At 33.0% G+C, this 14,855-nt stretch carries 13 protein-coding genes and 1 tRNA gene; 7 read left to right on the plus strand and 7 right to left on the minus strand.

Annotated features, from left to right (window positions below):
* Nucleotides 1-461 precede the first annotated feature (461 nt).
* From P163_RS02000 to P163_RS02020, 5 genes are all read left to right on the plus strand, one after another.
* Nucleotides 462-1,697 carry a site-specific integrase gene (locus P163_RS02000; RefSeq protein ID WP_034887100.1) on the plus strand — a complete coding sequence of 412 codons (1,236 nt, stop codon included), beginning with the start codon at nucleotides 462-464 and terminating at the stop codon, nucleotides 1,695-1,697.
* A complete protein-coding gene (locus P163_RS02005) occupies nucleotides 1,697-2,368 on the plus strand; it encodes a hypothetical protein (protein ID WP_034887101.1) in 672 nt (223 codons plus the stop codon). Before P163_RS02000 ends, P163_RS02005 begins: the two co-directional genes overlap by 1 nt.
* 81 nt (nucleotides 2,369-2,449) lie before the next feature.
* Nucleotides 2,450-2,749: a helix-turn-helix domain-containing protein gene (locus P163_RS02010; RefSeq protein ID WP_051931035.1), complete on the plus strand. Its 300-nt coding sequence runs from the start codon at nucleotides 2,450-2,452 to the stop codon at nucleotides 2,747-2,749.
* The gene (locus tag P163_RS02015; RefSeq protein ID WP_034887102.1) at nucleotides 2,743-2,961 is read left to right on the plus strand and encodes a hypothetical protein; all 219 of its coding nucleotides are present in this window, start codon (nucleotides 2,743-2,745) and stop codon (nucleotides 2,959-2,961) included. The genes P163_RS02010 and P163_RS02015 overlap by 7 nt, the downstream gene beginning before the upstream one ends.
* 96 nt (nucleotides 2,962-3,057) lie before the next feature.
* Nucleotides 3,058-3,900, plus strand: coding sequence for a hypothetical protein (locus P163_RS02020; RefSeq protein WP_034887103.1), 843 nt, complete (start codon nucleotides 3,058-3,060; stop codon nucleotides 3,898-3,900).
* Here the strand turns inward: P163_RS02020 and P163_RS02025 are convergent.
* The 4 genes from P163_RS02025 to mce form a co-directional block, all read right to left on the minus strand.
* Nucleotides 3,891-4,637 (minus strand): hypothetical protein, encoded by a 747-nt coding sequence (locus tag P163_RS02025; protein ID WP_034887104.1) that lies wholly within the window; start codon nucleotides 4,635-4,637, stop codon nucleotides 3,891-3,893. The genes P163_RS02020 and P163_RS02025 overlap by 10 nt on opposite strands.
* Complete coding sequence (locus P163_RS02030) at nucleotides 4,603-5,868, minus strand: radical SAM protein (protein ID WP_034887105.1); 1,266 nt, start codon at nucleotides 5,866-5,868, stop codon at nucleotides 4,603-4,605. The genes P163_RS02025 and P163_RS02030 overlap by 35 nt, the downstream gene beginning before the upstream one ends.
* Nucleotides 5,869-5,989: 121 nt before the next feature.
* Nucleotides 5,990-6,063 (minus strand) — tRNA-Ile (locus P163_RS02035).
* A 59-nt stretch (nucleotides 6,064-6,122) separates the two neighbouring features.
* Nucleotides 6,123-6,533, minus strand: coding sequence for a methylmalonyl-CoA epimerase (gene mce, locus P163_RS02040; protein ID WP_034887106.1), 411 nt, complete (start codon nucleotides 6,531-6,533; stop codon nucleotides 6,123-6,125).
* Between the two features lie 77 nt (nucleotides 6,534-6,610).
* Between mce and rbfA the strand changes: the two genes are divergently transcribed.
* On the plus strand, nucleotides 6,611-7,003 hold the full coding sequence (gene rbfA / locus P163_RS02045) for a 30S ribosome-binding factor RbfA (protein ID WP_034887107.1): 393 nt from the start codon (nucleotides 6,611-6,613) through the stop codon (nucleotides 7,001-7,003).
* A gap of 1 nt (nucleotide 7,004) precedes the next feature.
* Complete coding sequence (locus P163_RS02050; RefSeq protein WP_034887108.1) at nucleotides 7,005-8,210, plus strand: ABC transporter permease; 1,206 nt, start codon at nucleotides 7,005-7,007, stop codon at nucleotides 8,208-8,210.
* Here P163_RS02050 and dusB read toward each other — a convergent pair.
* The 3 genes from dusB to P163_RS02065 form a co-directional block, all read right to left on the minus strand.
* The gene (gene dusB, locus P163_RS02055; protein ID WP_034887109.1) at nucleotides 8,207-9,199 is read right to left on the minus strand and encodes a tRNA dihydrouridine synthase DusB; all 993 of its coding nucleotides are present in this window, start codon (nucleotides 9,197-9,199) and stop codon (nucleotides 8,207-8,209) included. The genes P163_RS02050 and dusB overlap by 4 nt on opposite strands.
* A gap of 91 nt (nucleotides 9,200-9,290) precedes the next feature.
* A complete protein-coding gene (locus P163_RS02060; RefSeq protein ID WP_034887110.1) occupies nucleotides 9,291-11,723 on the minus strand; it encodes an outer membrane beta-barrel protein in 2,433 nt (810 codons plus the stop codon).
* A 159-nt stretch (nucleotides 11,724-11,882) separates the two neighbouring features.
* Entirely contained in the window at nucleotides 11,883-14,837 is a 2,955-nt protein-coding gene (locus tag P163_RS02065; RefSeq protein WP_034887111.1) for a glycoside hydrolase family 3 N-terminal domain-containing protein, read from the minus strand.
* Between the last annotated feature and the right edge of the window lie 18 nt (nucleotides 14,838-14,855).

Below are 14,855 nucleotides of genomic sequence, written 5' to 3' on the forward strand. Positions count from 1 at the left end.
ACAAGACGTAAACTTTTAATAGATACGGATTTATCTGTAGTATAGTTTTATATTATTAATTATAAAAATAACATATACCCATTTCTCGTATCCATGGGCTAAAATACTCACCATCAAATCTTCTACTAAGAAACATGATTTCAAATTCTGGGCCAAATAATTTATACGGCTTCCAATCCTTATAAGATAGCGCTTTAAATTAGAAGATGAAATAGTAGTAGCACCACTAAATTGTAAATAAAAAAGCCTTCCACTAAGTGAAAGGCTTTTAAGTATTCTGTGGTCCCACCTGTACATAATGACTTTTTACATTATTTTACTATATTTTCTTTATTCATAAGCCTTAAGGCTAAATTATAGGGGTTTCGTAGGGAAAGTAAAAACAAGAGAAACAAGAACAAATTAAAATTATTCGTCCCCTCATTCGTCCCCTGAGTGAAATTTTAGAATATATTTGTCTTATGGCAAAGGCAAAATTTATACTTAAGGAACCAAAAGCAAAAGAGGAAACTCTTGTGTATATGCTTTACAATTATCAGTATAGAAGATTCAAATATTCTACTGGAGAAAAAATAAATCCTAAGTTCTGGAATCCTGAAAGTCAAAGAGCAAAAGAAACTAAAAAATTTGCTGAATATCCCGAATTTAATACTCGCTTAGATAAATTAGAGAGCGGAATTAAAACTGCATTCAGAAAATTATTAAATGATGGAATTCAGCCAAACAATACTAATCTTAAAGAAGAATTAGAAGCTTGCCTATCTGACAACATCTTACAAGCTAAAAGAACAACTCTATTAAAGTTTATAGAAAATTATATAGAAGAAAGTAAAGCCCATAAAAAGGAAGGAACTGTAAAAGTTTATACTACTACATTCAACTACTTAAAAAAATACTCTAACTCTCTCAATAAAGAATTAGATTTCCATACTATCAATCTAGAATTTTACAATCAATACATCGCTTATTTATCAATTGAAAATAAGCTTGCAGCTAATACGGTCGGAAAACATATTAAAACGCTAAAATCGTTTTTAAATGAAGCTACAGATAGGGGTTATAATACAAATCTAGAATTCAAGAAAAGAAAGTTTAAAACGCTAAGAGAAGAATCAGATTCAATATATCTTTCAATCAAAGAATTAGATTGTTTTGAGAAATTAGATTTATCGGCTAGTCCTAGACTTGATAAAGTAAGAGATTTGTTTTTAATTGGATGTTATACTGGTTTACGTTTTTCTGATTTCACTCAAATTAAACCTGAGAATATAATTTCTGAAAAATCTATCATTCAAGTGCGAACTCAAAAAACAGGAGAAAGAGTTTCTATTCCTTTACATAAAACAGTCAAAAAGATTTTAAAGAAATACGATAATGAACTTCCAAAAGCATATACTAATCAAGTTATGAATAGATATTTAAAAGATGTCGCCTCATTAGCTGGATTAAAAGAAAATGTTGAAACCACTATTACAAGAGGTGGAAAAGTAGAGAAAACTCCAATTAAAAAATTTGATCTTGTTTCCACTCATACTGCGAGAAGAAGTTTTGCAACAAATTTATATTTAGCTGATGTACCAACAATCTCAATAATGAAGATTACAGGACATAGGTCTGAAAGATCATTCATGCAATATATAAAGATCACTCAAGAACAAAACGCAGATAAACTAGTTAATCATCCATTCTTTAATTAATGAACTTAGCAACACTTACCGAACTGCAAAACGATTTCAATTCAGCATTAGAAAAAACTATAAATAAGAATTTTTTAATCGAGAATGAATTAAGGGAAATAAATAATTATCTAGATTATTCTCCAACTCCCAAAATTAAAAGGAATGGATTAGTTCATCTAAAAAAAGCAAATCAAACTCAAATTTTTAAACTATCTATTAGCGATATGTTGAGACCTCTATTTAATGAAGCGGTTCACAGTTTTCTGACTACTGGAAAATTTCCAATTTCAAATTCTACTATTGACACAGAAGAATCTTTGAATATAAAAAAACATATATCTAAACAGGCTTTTGAATTTTCAGAATACTATAAGTGGTTGATAGAATTGAAAAACACTCCACAAAAAACTTCAAAGAAATCAACTCTTACTCACAAGCAAAAATTACTAGCATTACATTATTTAGGATTAGACCTAAGAAGATATGATAACATAAAATCTGCTAAAATTTTAGAACCAATAATCGGGCAAAATTTTGGGGACACTAGAAAACAAATCCCTTTTTTATACGGAAATAATGATGAAGTAAGAAATCAAGATAATTTAGAAAAAGTTTTACAACTATTTGATAATGCGGGTTTTGAAGAAATAGCAGACAAAATAAAAGAAGATATAGAAAAAATAAAATAAAAATTTGGGGTAACCCCAGCCCAAACCCCAAGCACTCCTGTGTAACATATTTGCGTCATAATTAATTAAATAAAATTAAAAATGACAAAAGTATTATTAACATCATTGGAACTATCCGACATAAAAAAAGTCGTTGAAGAAGTTCTAGAAAGAAAACTCAATTCTTTAAACTTTGGAGAACCAAAATCTCTAAAACTACTTACTCGAAAAGAAACAGCAAAAACGCTTTGCATTTCACTTCCAACACTTCACGAATGGACTAAAACTGGTTCTATCGTGGGTTATCGTATTGGTAACAGAATTCTTTATAAACAGGAAGAAGTTATTCAAGCACTTACTCAGATTAAAACTTTAAAATCAAGAGGAGGTGTATCATGTTAAAAAAGAAGAATGATTATTCAGTTATAGTCTATTTTGAAGATGGCACTAAACCAAAGAAATGGACATACGTAGATAAATTAAACGGCTTCTCAATGTTTCTTCATAAGAGCCACTCTACTTGGAAGTATATGAATGTCTACAATAGAAGAACAGCCAATTATATTAGAAGATTTTATAGAGATAGTTTCATTCCTGCACATCTTCAAGAGTAGCGTCTTTTTTTTTTAACCTTTAATAAAACGCACTCTTAGAAAACCCTTAATAAGAAACCTTTTAATGGTTTTAATTAATGTGCAACGATTCAGATTATGATAGTCAAAAATACATATGGAATAAGCGTCGGATTCTCAACAACACAGTTCGGCGTAATTCCCAAAGAAGAATTTGCTGGTTCTGCTTTACAACGTAAAAAACCAGATCCCGATAAGAAACCAATAAAGAAGAAATTGGAGAATGAAGAAAAGAAGAAAATTAAACTTAGAACACTTTCCAGAAGATCAAAACAAAAGATCAGAAAGAAAATTACATGCTTTGCTAGATGTTATAAGCGGTTAAACTTCGTAACTCTAACATTCTTAAATAAAGTTACAGATGAAGAAGCGATAAATCTCTTACGCAAGTTTATAGACAACGCTAAAAAAAGAAGTGAAGATTTTCAATACGTATGGGTTGCAGAACGTCAAAATAAAAATGATGCATTTAAGGGAAATGTACATTTCCATATGATTACAAATAAATATTGGAAAATAGATAAGTGGTGGAATTACTGGATTGATCTGCAAATTAAGAATGGAATCAAACCTAGAAAAAAAGATTATAAGCCTTCATCAGCATTTGATGTAAAGCAATTGAACTCGAATAATATTAGGTCTATCGCCTCTTATGTAACCAAATATGTCACGAAGAATGATGCAAAGTTTAAATGTCAAGTTTGGAACTGTTCTAAGCGTGTTTCCGAGCTCTACACCGACTTTTATACTACTACAGAGTTTACAGAAAATTTCGTCCGTTTAAATGCAGTTCTCAAAGAATTTGAAGTAAAAGATCATATAGAAAGACCATTTCTAAATATTAAATTGATTGATCTCAATAGGCAGACCTTACCACTTTATAAAAGATTGGATGAAAAAAATAAAGCAATTTATAAATAGATCCACTTAAAAAAATATAATAAACCCGCCCAAATGTTTTCAATTAATACAACTCCAAATGCAGCGGAGCTTAATAAAAGCAAAATTGATATTAGCACTCTTATTTTATAATGTGAAGAGGCAAATCTTCCGAATATTTCCCAGAAAATTTCCTTTTCAGCGATTAAAGTTAAATTCTCTGCTACTTCATCATTTTTAATAATTGGCATTCCTAGAGAGTAGGTTCTGTCATTAAAATTAAATTTAAGTATGGTCTGCTTATTTTCGACCTCAGGTTTAATTTCATTTACTAAATAAAATTTTTCTTCTTTGATATACTGTTTTTTCGAAAGTCTATCTATAAACTTTGAAATTTCACTTCGTGTTTTTATAACCTCTGCAGCTTCCCATACCATCCATCTTGGAGAATGATTGTGGTCTAAATATTTATAAAAGTTGGGGTATTTTATTATAAAATTTGGACAGAAAATTTTGTATAAAAAGAAAGCTATTACAAAAAACAAAGATGATAACCATAATAACTGCCAATGAAAAGGAAGAGCTAACGTTAATATCATTTCAAAACCGTTGGAAGTTCGGATTGGGACTTCGTAAGGAATCTTACTTAACAATTTAGCAAATACAGGAACAATAGCAAACCATGTTATCAAGTAACGAAAAATAGCTAATTGAAAAAAATCCTTGTACCACTGCCAGTGAGTTTTACTGTTTTTGGCATATTTCTGTATCCAGTTCATTTTTTATATCTATAATATTGTTATCCCAATCAAAAATACGAAATCCGTTCTCATCACGTTCTTGAGTACTTTTAATTCCATAAAATTTAGAAGGATTAAATGGGGAGTTTAAATTTTCCCATCTATTATGAATATAATCCTCCACATTATTAAATTTGTCTTTTCTTTCGATTCTAGACTTTGAATTTAAATGTTTGTCTATAGAGCCACTAGGTCTCCATTCTTCTGAAATTAGGTTAAATGTAATTCTTTCTCCTCTCGATTTTTTTATAGCGTAACTAATTTGAAATTTATTAAAATTTTCAAACCCTTCAAATTGATCAACTCCACTACAACAACAATCATTATCTGACAAATATTGAATTTCATTATCAGCAGATCCAAAACTGATATCATTAGTGAAACATTCTTTTTTGACTTTTAATGCGTTCTTTATTTTTATCTCTGGAGGTAATATTAGTTCTCTACCGTCACTTATAGAGCCATTCTGCAAATAATAATCTCTGATATCATAATTTAATTTAGCAGACAATTTCTTCCATAATGGATTATTTTTTTCAACAGGTAATTTCAAATGTTCAAAACCTATATGTTTAATTCCAATATTATTAAAGGAAGATACAAATTCTTCCGGCTCTTCACTAAATCCAGGAATATAAGGTTGCCACCTAACACTAGTTTTAATTCCATTCTTGGAAAGAAATTCAATCGCACGCATTATTTCACTTGGTGCAAATGCAGATGGCTCAACGAGATCACTTAAATTGTCCTGAGTAGTAGAGAATGAAAATTGAACAAGTATGTTAGGATTACTTTTTAATAAATTTACATATTGATCTTCTGCAATAATAATTGATTTAGTGCTAATAACTATTGGGTACTCGATTGAGCACAGATATTTCAATACATTATAAGAAACTTTTTTAGTTTTTTCAATCGGTTGAAATGGATCACTCATACCTCCAAAGTGTAATGGCGACCTATTTCTAATTAATTCTGAAATTATGCCCGTAGATGTTAAAGGATTCTGGTAGGCGTTTTTGAATCTATTAATAATCTGCACAGAGTCTGCAGTTCGAATTCGATTAGATAATGAATTACCTCCTCTCAATCTTGCAAAACAATAATTACAACTTAAAGCACATCCCGCATAAGTATCCAATCTAAATGGTAATCCACAAAAACTAAATTGACTAGTTAGTCCTAAAGGGTTTTTATAAGTTTCTTGCATTAATTGATTAGATTATTTATAAAATTAAATATACAATAATAATTTCGTCCCCTCATTCAGCCCCTAAAATAGAAAAAGCCCTACAAACGTACTGTTTATAGGGCTTATCAATGCTTAAAAGTGGTCCCACCTGGACTCGAACCAGGGACCACCTGATTATGAGTCAGGTGCTCTAACCAGCTGAGCTATAGGACCGGCTCAATAGGTATATGAGGGCGCAAATTTAGATAATTGCTACTTACGCACCAAATAATTTATTTATTATTATTCATATCCTGGCATAATTCTACCAGAACCCCATGAGAATCTTTAGGATGTAAGAACGCAACTAATTTATTATCAGCACCTTTCTTAGGTTCTTTATTAATTAAAGTAAATCCTTTTTTCTCAAGATCTAAGATCTCTTTTTGAATATCTTCTACATCAAATGCAATATGATGAATCCCTTCTCCCCTTTTAGACAAGAATTTGGCAATAGGACTATTCTCATTTGTAGCAGACAATAACTCGATCTTACTATCCCCAATTTTAAAGAAGGAAGTTAGTACTCCTTCGCTTTCCACTTCTTCCGCTTTATATGGCTCTGCACCTAAAAGATCTTGGTAGGTCTTATTGGCTTCTTCCATATTCTTTACAGCTATCCCAATATGTTCTATCTTTCTCATTGCAACTAAAATCTAATTATTCATCTTATTTCAGCTTATAAAAATACTATAATCTTTAAATATGCTACTTTTGTACTATGGAAACAAATAGACAAAAAAAAATAGGTGGAGTTCTACAAAAGGATCTAGCAGAGATCCTGCAAAATCATCTTAGAGATTCTGGGGTGTCGGGCATTTTGATCTCCGTTTCTAAAGTAACAGTTACAACAGATCTTTCTATAGCAAAAGCATATTTAAGTATTTTTCCGAATAAAAATGCACAGGAAGTGCTTGATGATCTTAATTTGATTAAGCATAAGATAAAGCATGAATTGGCGCAGCGTACTAAAAACCAATTAAGACGTATGCCAGATCTAGATTTCTTTGTTGATGATTCTTTAGAGTATATAGACAACTTAGAGAAATCTATGAAAGGTAAAGAAAACCCTATAGATCAACCAGATCTTTTAGAGCGCAGGAAAAAATCTTAACTTGAATTTTTCCCTCTACATCGCAAAGCGATATCTTTTTACCAAAAGCAGCAGTAATGCAATAAATATTATTACCATTATTGCTGCTATTGGAATATTTGCAGGAACCTTTGCTTTATTCGTAGTACTTTCCGGTTTCTCCGGATTAAAAGATTTTAGCCTCTCCTTTACGAATGAATTTGATCCAGATCTAAAAGTTTTGCCTTCTGAAGGTAAGATCATTCAATTTACAGAAAAGGAAAAAGAAGATATCTTAAAGATAGAAGGTATCGAAGGCTTTACGCAAACTATTGAAGAGCGCGTTTTCTTAGATTACAGATCTAAAAACCATACCGCGTATCTCAAGGGAGTAGATTCCAATTATCAACGTGTGAACAATGTAGATAGCGCTATGGTTTACGGAACCTGGCTTGCCCAATCTGAATATCAGGTAGTGGTTGGAAATGGAATCTCTAAATTGCTTTCTATCTCTCCATTTGATTATAATAATCTTCTCAATATTATGGTGCCTAAGCCGGGGAAAGGGCAGATAAAACTCACCAATATAAATAGTGCGTTTAGTAGAGAAAGTGTTATTGTTACCGGTATTTATAGCATCAACGAAGAATTAGATAACAAATTTGTGTTCTCAAATCTAATGTTCGCTCGGAAATTGCTTGATATGAAAGATGATGAAATTTCATCTTTAGAATTCAAAACCAAACCAGAAGCAGATATAGATAATATTTCCAAAAATCTAGAAAAGATCTTTGGGAATAACGTGGAAGTAAAAACTAGAGCGCAGCTTAATGAAACGCTTTATAAAATGCTAAATACCGAAAATCTTGCGGTATATCTTATATTTACTTTAGTGTTGATCATTGCACTATTTAATGTAGTGGGTTCTATAATAATGGTGATCTTAGATAAAAGAGAAAACATTAAGACTTTATACAATATTGGGGCAACCCCGAATTCTATAAAAAATATCTTTTTCTTTCAGGGTACTTTAATGACCGTGATTGGTGGAGTTCTCGGACTTATCTTCGGAATAGTGCTGGTCTACCTTCAGTTAGAATTTAACTTTGTAATGATCACCCCTAGCCTTCCTTATCCTGTAAGCATAAAGGCGATCAATATTCTAATAGTGGCTTTAACTATAGGTGTGTTAGGAATTTCAGCATCTTATATTGCTGCAACCCGAAGTAAAAAAGCATTGGGAATTTAAGCGAATTCGAAGCCTGCAAATTCTCTTTCTACCTCATCAAAAGCTGCAAAAACATCTATAGAATCATCGCTGGTTACCATTTTGGTTCTATACTCTTTAAAATGCGGAATTCCTTTAAAGTAGTTGGTGTAATGTCTACGAGTTTCAAAAACTCCTAACTTCTCACCTTTCCAATCTATAGCCATTTGCAAATGCTTTCTGGCGGCTTGTACACGCTCTTCCAAAGTTGGAGGCGCCATATGCTCACCCGTCTCAAAAAAGTGCTTCACTTCTCTAAAAAACCATGGATACCCAATACTTGCACGTCCAATCATGGCTCCGTCTAATCCGTATCTATCTCTCATTTCCATAGCTTTCTCTGGAGAATCTACATCGCCATTTCCAAAGACAGGAATGTGCATTCTAGGATTGTTCTTAACGTCTGCAATAGGACCCCAATCTGCCACACCTTTATACATCTGTGCTCGGGTTCTACCGTGAATAGCAATAGAAGCTGCTCCTGCATCTTGCAATCGTTCTGCAACCTCAACGATCTTTATGGAGTCTTGATCCCATCCTAAACGGGTTTTAACAGTAACCGGTAAATGTGTGTGTTTTACCATGGCCGCTGTTAGGGAAACCATCAAGTCTATATCTTTAAGAATTCCGGCTCCGGCACCTTTAGATACTACCTTCTTTACAGGACATCCAAAATTAATATCGATAATATCCGGGTTCGATTTCTCTACGATCTCTACAGATTGTAGCATAGATTCCAGATTAGCACCAAAGATCTGGATACCAACAGGACGCTCTTTTTCGTAAATATCAAGTTTCATTACGCTTTTCGCGGCATCGCGAATAAGTCCTTCTGAAGAAATAAATTCTGTATACACTACATCTGCCCCTTGTTCTTTACACAAAGCGCGAAATGGCGGATCGCTCACATCTTCCATCGGTGCTAAAAGCAACGGGAATTCTCCAACATCTATGTTTCCTATTTTTGCCAAATCAATTTATTTGAGAGTGCAAAATTAAGAATTTGTTTTCAATATGCATCAGTAAGATGAAAAACAGATATTTAGAAAGCGTATATAAGATCTATAAAAGCGACTTTTCTTTTAAACGCTCACCTTCTTCAGCATCTACAGCACGCTGATTATCTCTTAATTTAAAGTTTCCGAATTTATATCTTAGAGAAAATCTCACTTTCCGAGATTCCGGTTTAGCAAAGAACGAATTGTTCTGATTTAAATATTTTGATACCAGCGGAATATTGTTGGTATTAAAAATATCATCTGCATTTACCGTAGCTATCAAACGTCCGTTTAAGAATGATTTTCTCAACCCGATATTTAAAGAATACTGAGGATCAAAATCGTAAGATCCGGCAATAAAATCTGGAAGATACATTCCCGAAACATCCATAGTGAACGTTCTGTCTTTAGACAACGTAAACTGATTGAAAATATTTACAAATGCACTGGTAACTTCATTAGTCACTTTTTGATTTCCGCTTTCCAACGCATAGAAATCAGATTTCAGATTATAAAAAGAAGCCAGTCCGTAGAAATACCACCAATCATTTACATAAGAATAATAAGAAACGTCTAAGCTGTATTGCTGATCGTAATCTAAATTAGAATTTACAGATCTCAAGAATTTAAATTCATTATTTTGAAAGGGTAAGATCGTAATCGCATTGTTGGTGCCTTCCCAATACAGATCAAAAGAAAGCTTAGATTTATAGGTATAATTTAGGGTGATCTTATTGGTTATTCCAGGCTGCAATTGTGGATTTCCTTCTTGAAAGTTATTTTCATTCAAGAAATACCTAAAAGAATTTAAGCTTTGGAAGGCTGGTCTGGAAATTCTTCTACTATAATTTAGACTATAGGAGTGATCTTCTGAGGGACTATGCAGTAAAAAGAAAGTTGGAAACAATTCAAAATATTGCTGATCGTTTAAAGCTCCTACATTAGAAGAAGTTCCAAGAGCATCGGTATATTCTCCTCTCAATCCTGCCTTTACCGCCCATTTATCCCAATCTTTAGATAAACTAACATATCCCGCATAAATATTTTCATCATACTTAAAAGCATCAGAAAGGAAACCTACAGAATAATCTATGGTATTATCAACGTTGAAGAAATCCAATCCGCTGTCTGATAAAATTCTAGAAGCTTTAAGTCCAGTTTCAAATGGAAGTCCGGCTATGCTTGTAGTAAGATCTACCTGAGCTGCTAAGATCTCTGTATCTTGAAAAGAAACAGTGCTAAAATTGTTTCTATCATACTCTACCTCTTCAGAATTTAAAAATGTTGTGGTAAGATCTTGAAATTGATCATTTTTATAATTGATATAATTAGCCTGAACAGATAAATTTGCTCCCTTATCATTTAAATTAGAAGAATAGGTAGCATTGAACAAAAGGTTATCTTGATTAGAATTTACATCACTATCTGTAGTATATAAAGAATCTAACTGCCTTTGTGGGTTAAAGATCTCTGTTTTTCCTATAATCTCTGAATCTGATTTTGGAGTAAAAAGTAGATTAGCACTTAGGCTTAAGCTATTATTCTCATTCAATGTGAAATCTAAATTCGTGTTCAAACTATGAGAAATGGTTCTTGAATCTTTTTTAAAGATGTTATCCCAATAAGAATCTACATTTCCATTAGGCTCATAATAAGTAATATTACCAATATCCTCTTTATAATCGTATCTAGAATTGTAGTTATAACTAGCATAAGCATTCAACCAGTCATTCTTGTAATATTGGCTTGTCCCAACCGTATATTTTGGAACTATTGCAATAGTATTAGAAGCACTAATGTCTCCCTTATATCCAATAGAAATATTCTTAGAAGTAACTATGTTTAAAATGGCCCCTCCATCTGCATCATATCTTGCAGGGGGATTAGTGATCACTTCAACAGATTTTATATTGTTCCCGGAAAAACCCTGTAATAACTGCTGCAACTCCTGCTGACTTAAATAAACCTTCCTGTCATTTATATAAACTACAGCCGGTTTGTTCTTTATAAGCAACTGGCCCTGGCTCACCATAACTCCGGGAGTGTATTTTAAGATGTCCCAGGAATCTCCGCTGGAAATACTAGTGTTTTCAACATCAAAAACCAATCTGTCTACTTTCCTAGATACCTTAGGCTTGCGGGCATTCACAACTACTTCATCCAGTCCGTTTTCAGATTCTTTTAGTATGATCCGTCCTAAATTCTCACCATTTTTAACCTTTATTTTTTTCAAATAATCTTCGTAACCTACAAAGCTTATTTGAAGCACGTACTCATCATCTGCTACATCTTCAATTATAAATTTCCCATCTTCTTCAGATACGGTTCCTTTATAAACAGTTGCAGAATCTTTTGCTTGAAGCAAAATTACATTCGCAAATGCAACAGGATTTTTGTCTGAATCTGTAATAGATCCGTTAATAGAATTTTGAGAAAAACTTGGAATAGAGAGTAGGGCAATCAAGTAAACAAGGGGGTTCAAACAATATTGTTTCATTCGAAATAATTAGAAAATTGGGGTTTTTAAGCGTTAAGCATTAAACAAATATACTATTTCTATAAAAACATCTAATTAATTGCCTGCTTATTCGATGAATAACATAAAAATAAAAACTCCTGCTCAAGGCAGGAGTTTTAAAACGGTTACACTTATTAGCTAATTAAAATTTATAGCATCATAAAGTACCTGCTGGATCTTAGTTCTGGTATTCATTTGGTAAAGTCTGGTGTTTTCTCTGCTTGGCAAAACTCTATTAGAAAGAAATAGGTAGAGCAGATCTGTTTTTGGATCCATCCATACCATAATTCCGGTAAAGCCGGTATGCCCATAACTCTCCTTACTAGCACTTAATGCTGCATTGCCATCTGGTTTTCTATCTCCCAAACTCGGCTTATCAAATCCTAAGCCTCTGCGGTTATCATTTTCCGGGAATTGATAACTGGTAAATTCTTTTAAGGTTTCTGTGGAAATATATTGAACTCCTCCATAATTTCCTCCATTCAGATACATCTGCAATAGTTTAGCAAGATCATTAGCGTTGGCAAATAATCCGGCATTTGCAGAGACTCCTCCCATCATAATAGCGCCTTCATCATGCACACTCCCATGAATTGGTTTGTTTCTGAATAAATAATCATGCTCTGTAGGAACAATTCTATCTCCAGAAAATTTATCTGATGGCTTATAGGTTAAAGTTGTTGCACCAAGAGGAGCATAAAAATGCTCATTTAAGTAATCTATATAATCTTCTTTGGTAATATTCTCCACAATTCCCGGCAACAGATAAAATGCCAATCCGGAATATAGATACTTACGGTCTTTCTCTAATGGCGAATTCTTGATCTCTCTGTATATCTTATCTCTATAATCTTTAAATAGCCACATATTTTCTGAAACTTTTATAGGATATCTTTTAGAAGAATCTTTCTTAAACGTATTCCATTTGTAACTTCCATTCTTTCTAAGCGTATTTTTCCAGTAAGGAATCCAAGGCTTAAAACCAGCTTGGTGTGCTAAGATCTGTCTAAATGGAATTCCTGCTTTATTAGAATTTTTGAAATATGGTAAATACGCATCTATTCCTGCATTTAGATCAAACTTACCTTCATCTTTTAATTTCATCAATGCCGCTAAAGCAGAAGAAACTTTGGTAACCGAAGCAAGATCATAGATGTCAGAAATTTTAACTTTAATAGTATCGCTATATTCATGATAGCCATAAGCTTTGTGCATTACCACCTTCATTCCTTTTGCTACTAAGATCTGACCTCCAGGAATCGCTTTAGCATCTATAGACTCTTGCATTAAAGAATCTATTTTTTTATATAGAATTTGAGAATCCATTCCTGCATCTTCCGGCAGCGTATATTTAAATCGAATTCTGCCTTCAACATCCAATCCATCTCCTTCTTTAAATTTGTCTCCAATACTCACCGGTAATCTCCCATTTGCTCCTATCCCACCAAAAATTAATTGTGCCGCCAGATCCTCAGAATTATCAGTATCCTGATACCCTAAAATTAAAGCAGAAGATTTTTCAATTAGATCAATATCGTTAATTACATAAGGATTCTTAAAAAATGTCATGATCACATTTTCTTCTGAAGAAATTTTACTAATAAACTGTTTTCCTTCTTCGGAAAGATCAAAACCATTTCTAGGGAATTTGCTATGATCATGAACAGCAGCAATAATTAGATTAAAATTTTCTAACTCCTTCTCTATTGCTGAAATATCTTCTGAAGTGGCATCTCTTGAAATATTAAAATTGGTGATATTTGTATATAACCCTAAGCTTTCCTGAAATTTAGAACGCTCTTCTTTACCTATAGAAATAGCAGCGATCTTTAGAGTATCTAACCTTTTAAGTGGCAATAGATCTTTATTATTTTTAAGAATCGTTAAGCTAGCCTCCGTAAGCTGCCTGTTTAATAAATGATATTCCGGCTTATCAAGATCTTCAATAATGTTTTCTGTTGAAATTGGTTGATATTTATTCAGTCCAACCCATTGTTTCACCGCCAGGATCTTTCTACATCTTTCATCAATTTGTTTTTGAGTTATCAAACCCTGATTGATTGCTTTTCTAATTTCTGAAATTGCCATCGGGATATCTTCGGTAAATTCTAAAAGATCATTCCCTGCCAAAACCGCATCTTTATCTACTATTCCAGGTTCATGTCCGGTAGTTACTCCTTTCATATTCATGGCATCTGTAACTATCAATCCGCCAAAATTCAATTCCTGTTTCAATAATCCTGAAATTATAGGTTTAGATAAGGTGGAAGGAACTCCCGTAGAATCTAAAACCGGAATATCTAAATGCGCTACCATAACTCCCCCAATTCCCGCGTTTACAATTTCGCGGAAAGGGTAAAGTTCTAGAGTATCTAAGCGTGTTCTGTTATGATTTATCTGCGGAAGAGCGTAATGCGAATCTGTAGCCGTATCTCCATGTCCCGGAAAATGCTTTGCTGTAGCTAAGACTCCCGAATCTTGAAGTCCGTTCATATAAGCAATCCCTTTTTCTGCTACTTTATATTTGTTCTCTCCAAAAGACCTGTAATTAATCACTGGATTATCGGGATTGTTATTAACATCTACATCTGGAGCAAAGTTGATGTGCAACCCAACCCTTTTAATTTGCTCGGCTATCTGGGTTCCCATTTTATAGATAAGTGTATCATTTTTCATAGCACCCATAGGCATCTGGAAGGGGTAACTAATGGTACTATCTAACCGCATTCCTAATCCCCATTCTGCATCAATAGCTCCTATTAAAGGAACTTTCGAGGCTGCTTGATATTCGTTCATCAACGCTACTTGCCTTACCGGACCGCCTTGAAAAAAGATAACTCCACCAATCTTTTGTTCTTTAATGAGTTTTAGAATTTCTTCTTTATGCTCCGTACCCCTATTTGAATAGGCTGCTACCATTAACATCTGAGCAATACGCTCATCTGGAGTTAAAGTTTTCATTATAGAATCTACCCAGACACTGTGTTCAAATTGAACAAATTCTGGAGTTCTAACTTTAGCTTCCTGAGCAAAAGAATTCAGCCCTATGCAAAGAGTTAAAAGTAATAAGGTGTAAAATTGGAATAATTTCATATTAAAATTATAGATGAT

The organism is Gillisia sp. Hel_I_29, from assembly GCF_000744275.1.
Lineage (GTDB): Bacteria > Bacteroidota > Bacteroidia > Flavobacteriales > Flavobacteriaceae > Gillisia.

Bases quoted from the DNA above. Each gene is read 5' to 3' on its own strand.
- P163_RS02000 (WP_034887100.1), top strand. From the start codon at position 462: ATGGCAAAGGCAAAATTTATACTTAAGGAACCAAAAGCAAAAGAGGAA.
- P163_RS02020 (WP_034887103.1), top strand. From the start codon at position 3,058: ATGATAGTCAAAAATACATATGGAATAAGCGTCGGATTCTCAACAACA.
- P163_RS02015 (WP_034887102.1), top strand. From the start codon at position 2,743: ATGTTAAAAAAGAAGAATGATTATTCAGTTATAGTCTATTTTGAAGAT.
- P163_RS02065 (WP_034887111.1), bottom strand. From the start codon at position 14,837: ATGAAATTATTCCAATTTTACACCTTATTACTTTTAACTCTTTGCATA.
- P163_RS02030 (WP_034887105.1), bottom strand. From the start codon at position 5,868: ATGCAAGAAACTTATAAAAACCCTTTAGGACTAACTAGTCAATTTAGT.
- P163_RS02060 (WP_034887110.1), bottom strand. From the start codon at position 11,723: ATGAAACAATATTGTTTGAACCCCCTTGTTTACTTGATTGCCCTACTC.
- P163_RS02025 (WP_034887104.1), bottom strand. From the start codon at position 4,637: ATGAACTGGATACAGAAATATGCCAAAAACAGTAAAACTCACTGGCAG.
- rbfA (WP_034887107.1), top strand. From the start codon at position 6,611: ATGGAAACAAATAGACAAAAAAAAATAGGTGGAGTTCTACAAAAGGAT.
- mce (WP_034887106.1), bottom strand. From the start codon at position 6,533: ATGAGAAAGATAGAACATATTGGGATAGCTGTAAAGAATATGGAAGAA.
- P163_RS02010 (WP_051931035.1), top strand. From the start codon at position 2,450: ATGACAAAAGTATTATTAACATCATTGGAACTATCCGACATAAAAAAA.
- P163_RS02005 (WP_034887101.1), top strand. From the start codon at position 1,697: ATGAACTTAGCAACACTTACCGAACTGCAAAACGATTTCAATTCAGCA.